The 3,541-nt window shown below is 76.9% G+C and carries 3 protein-coding genes; 1 reads left to right on the forward strand and 2 read right to left on the reverse strand.

What is annotated here, in order from left to right; translation table 11 throughout:
• Window positions 1-1,017: aminotransferase-like domain-containing protein (locus AAHZ94_RS30770; protein WP_349997010.1), on the reverse strand; the 1,017-nt coding region annotated here is incomplete at its 3' end.
• A gap of 93 nt (window positions 1,018-1,110) precedes the next feature.
• Here AAHZ94_RS30770 and yczE point away from each other — a divergent pair.
• Window positions 1,111-1,905 (forward strand): membrane protein YczE, encoded by a 795-nt coding sequence (gene yczE / locus AAHZ94_RS30775; RefSeq protein WP_349997011.1) that lies wholly within the window; start codon window positions 1,111-1,113, stop codon window positions 1,903-1,905.
• Window positions 1,906-2,378: 473 nt separating this feature from the next.
• On the opposite strand, the gene AAHZ94_RS30780 is transcribed toward yczE, so the two are convergent.
• A partial coding sequence (locus tag AAHZ94_RS30780) for a beta-galactosidase small subunit (RefSeq protein ID WP_349997012.1) occupies window positions 2,379-3,541 on the reverse strand: 1,163 nt, incomplete at its 5' end.

The following is a 3,541-nucleotide window of genomic DNA, read 5'->3' on the forward strand; positions in this document are numbered from 1 at the left end:
CCCCCCCCCCCCCCCCCCCCCCCCCGGCGGCCGGCGGGGGGGGCGGGGTTGTTTTAAAAACCCCCCCCCCCCGGCCGCGCCCCCCCGGGCCCCGGGGGGGGGCGCCGGGACGTCGAGCGCGAGCTCGGCCAGCGTCTCGTCGACGATCAGCCAGCAGCCGGCCCGGGCCGCGGCGCGGGCCAGCCGCGACCGGTCGGCCGCGGGCATCAGCGCCCCGGTTGGATTCTGGAAGTCCGGGATCAGATAGGCCAGTTGGGGCACGGTCTGGCGGAACGTCGACTCGATGATCTCGACGTCCCAGCCGGCGTCGGTCACCGGGACCGACACGGTGCGCAGCCGTCCGCGGCGCATCGCCTCCAGGGCGTTGGGGTACGACGGGTTCTCCACCAGGACGCGGTCGCCAGGACGGCCCAGCAGGCCGAGGGAGAGCGTGAGCGCGTGTTGGGCGCCGGAGGTGACGAGGATCTGTTCGGGCACGGTGGTCAGCCCGCGGGCGGTGAAGCGGTCGGCGATGGCGGCGCGCAGGGCCGGTAGGCCGTACGGGTAGTAGCCGGGGGTGTGCGCGTGGTCCGTCAGGTGGGGCGTGACCTCGGCGATGGCCTGCGTCAGCGTCTGTTCGGACAGCCCGGGGGCGGCCCTGGCCAGGTCGATCGCGGTCTCCTCGGGGCCGAGCAGCCGGTTGACGCCGCTCAGCGCCCGACCGTCGGGCAGCGCCGTCCAGGTGCCTGAGCCCTGGCGGCTGTGCGCGTAACCGCTCTCGCGCAGCAGGTCGTAGGTGGCGGTGACGGTGGTCCTGCTGGTGCGCAGCGCGGTGGCGAGTTCCCGTTCGGCGGGGAGCCTGACGTGGAGGGCGATGCGGCCGTCCAGGATCAGGGCGCTGATGGCCCGGGCCAGATGGCGGTAGGCGGGGCGGGTGCCGGCCGGGTCGGGGAGCATCGCGGCCAGTTGCCGACTCCCCACGGTCCGGTCGACGCGGCCCACTCCGCCGACGGGTGGGAACGGGCTGCTGCCGGCCATGCCATTCTCCCCAGATTGGCCATACTGTCTCGACCAATCACTCTACAGAGTTGCCCCCAATGGCCTTGTTTCTGAGGGTGGAGGCAACCACGCATGCAGCAGTACCCGACGGGCGGCGCCCCGTACGACTCGTACGCTCCGGCGCCCGCGGCAGCGTCCCAGCCCGCCGCGCAACGTCTCCTCGGCTCGCGAATCCGCAGGTCAGGGCGGAAGTCGCGGATCAAGCGGCCGGCGGCTCCACCGCCCATCGGCCCGCTCCCGCTCGGTGAGCGCCCGCTCGTCCGGCTGCCGCGGCTCTTCGCCGGATTGGCCCTGTACGGCTTCAGTCTGGCCCTGCTGGTCCGGGCCGCGCTCGGGGCCAATCCGTGGAGCGTGCTGTACGAGGGGCTGGCGCGGCACACGGCGCTCAGTTTCGGTGCGATCAGCGCGGTGCTCGGTGTGCTCGTCCTGCTGCTGTGGGTGCCCCTGCGCCAGCGGCCGACCTTCGGCACGCTGGCCAACATCGTGGTCCTGGCCTGCTCGTCCGACCTGGGGCTGTGGCTGCTGCCCGCCGAGGTGGGAACGGCCGGCAGGGTGGGCCTCCTCGTAGCCGGGGTGGCGCTCAACGCGCTGGCCGTCGCGGTCTACGTGGGGGCGCGCTGCGGGCCCGGCCCGCGGGACGGACTGATGACCGGCCTGGCCGCCCGCACCGGCCGGTCGCTGCGCGCCGTCCGTACCGGCATCGAGCTCACCGTGCTGGCGCTGGGCTGGCTGCTGGGCGGCAGCGTCGGCCCGGGCACGGTGCTCTACGCGCTGGCGGTCGGCCCGCTCACCCAACTCGCCCTGCCGTGGTGCGCCTACCGCAGTGCGACCGAACGGGCGCCGGCCCGAGCCGCCGGCACGGCGTGAGGCGCCCTGCCGCCACCGGGTGGCCTGGCCTTGCTGCCTTCGGGCGGGCCGGCTGCCGACGAACGCCCCGTACGCGTAGGGCCCCGGCCTTCCGAACAGTCGGGTGACCCGGCCGCAGCCGCGCCCCACGTACCCGTACGGACTCCGCCGTGGTGTCGCCCACGCCCGCCACCGGGTGGCTGGGGTGGCCAAGACGCCCCGCCTTCCCACTGCCGGGCCGCCTGTCCGCAACCACAACCGGGACCGCCGCACCCGTACGGCCCCGGCCGCGGCGCCGCCCACCCCCGCCAACTTCCCGGAGGCCGAACGACGCCGCACCGGACACAACGCACCGGACACACCGCACCGGACCGCGCCGAGAAGGAACGGAACGGCCTCGCACGGAGACGAAACCGCACCGCACCGAACCGCGTGCCGCACCGCACCACACGGCACAGCGGCCCAGCGCACCCGCACCGCCCGACCCGTTCGGGTTATCCGCTCGCGCCCGCCGCCCCCTGGCCCGCCGCGAAGGTGAACGAGAACGTTGCGGGGCCGGCGGTCAGCCAGTGGGGGCGGAGTACGCCCGGGCCGCAGGACTGGCTGCCGATGCCGTGCTGGCCGTGGTCGAGGTGGAGCCAGACGCGGTCGCCCGGGGTCAGGTCCTGGGTGTGCCGTGCCGCGTCCAACTGCTCCGTGGTCCAGCGGCGCGCGGTGAACCAGAACGGCGGCTCGCCGTCCACCCGGAACCAGGCGCCGTCCGGCCCGCGCAGCCGCGCCCAGCGGACGTCGGCCCGCGCCCCGTTCTCCTGCGGACGCACGTACGGCGTCTGGAGGGCGTCGACCGACCGGGCGTGACGGGCGATGCGCGAGGCGGCCCGGGTGTCCGGGTACGCCTCGCCCGGGCCGCCGCCGTACCACTCGACGTCGCCGAGCGTGCCCGGCACCCCGAGCCGCACCCCGAGCCGCGGCAGCGGGAAGTCCCAGTCGCCCTCGGGGATCACACTGACCGTCAGGCGCAGCCGGGCCGCGGTGCCGGTCCAGTGGTAGACGACCGACAGCGCCCGGTCGGTGGCGGCGGGGGCGACCCGGGACTCGACCGTCAGCGCGCCGTCGCCGGCCCGCACCCGGGTCGTACGGTGCTGGAGGCGGTGCAGCCCGGCCCGCCGCCACACCGTGCCGTACCGGGTGTCGGGCTGCCAGGGCGCGCCCTCGTCGTTGTCGGTCGGCGCCCGCCACACGTCCAGCCGCGGGCCCGCCACCGACTGGCCGCCCAGCGAGCGGAGCACCCCGGTGGCCGCGTCGAAGACGCCGGGGCCGAGGACGATGTGCGCGCCCTCGTCGGTGTGGTGCGGCGCCACCGCGGGGGCGGCCGGAGTCCCGTGCGCGCCGGCCGGTCGGCCCGCGTCCGGCCCGGCCGCCGGGTCCGCGAGCCACTGCCCCCAGGCGACCTCGTGGCCGGCCGCGCCCCAGGCCGTGGCAGCGGCCAACTCGGCGCGCACCGTCCACACCGCCTCGCCCGCGGGCTGCTCGGGGCGCTCGGCCAGCGGCAGCTTGAGGTCGGCCGCGGCGCCCCGGGGGGGGGGGGGGGCCCCCCCGGGGGGGGGGGGCCCCCCCCCCCCCCCCCCCCCCGGGGGCCCCCGGCCCCCCCCCGGGG

This window comes from Streptomyces sp. HSW2009, from assembly GCF_040240285.1.
Classification (GTDB): Bacteria; Actinomycetota; Actinomycetes; order Streptomycetales; family Streptomycetaceae; genus Streptomyces.

Excerpts from the sequence above, each read along its gene's own strand:
- yczE (WP_349997011.1), top strand. The coding sequence starts at position 1,111 with ATGCAGCAGTACCCGACGGGCGGCGCCCCGTACGACTCGTACGCTCCG.